Origin of the sequence: Paraburkholderia sp. SIMBA_027 (assembly GCF_046535315.1) — a bacterium.
GTDB lineage: Bacteria > Pseudomonadota > Gammaproteobacteria > Burkholderiales > Burkholderiaceae > Paraburkholderia > Paraburkholderia tropica.
Window position 1 is genome coordinate 1 of record NZ_JAWRWY010001138.1, and the last position, 253, is coordinate 253.

Annotated in this window: 1 pseudogene; it reads right to left on the minus strand. The window is 61.7% G+C overall.

Annotation, left to right across the window (positions count from 1 at the left end):
• Window positions 1-170, minus strand: a pseudogene (locus SB764_RS42690) (DUF721 domain-containing protein); the annotation flags it as partial.
• Window positions 171-253: the final 83 nt, after the last annotated feature.

Consider the following 253-nt stretch of genomic DNA (forward strand, 5'->3'; position numbering starts at 1 on the left):
CCCAACGGGGCGGGCAGGATCGCCGCCACCGCATATTGGATTTGCAAGTGCTTGCGGGCGGTCGCCAGTACCCCGGCGCCCCGCATGTCAGGACCCAGCCATCCCAGGGCGGTATTTTCCCCTCGCCGGCTGGAACTGGAACGTTGACGGTATGAAGTGGGCCTATTCATCCCGGCTCTGAGAATTAGGAAGCAAACCTTGAAAATCGTGATTATGCACGCCCGCGACGGGCAGGACGGGCATTTCACCCTGG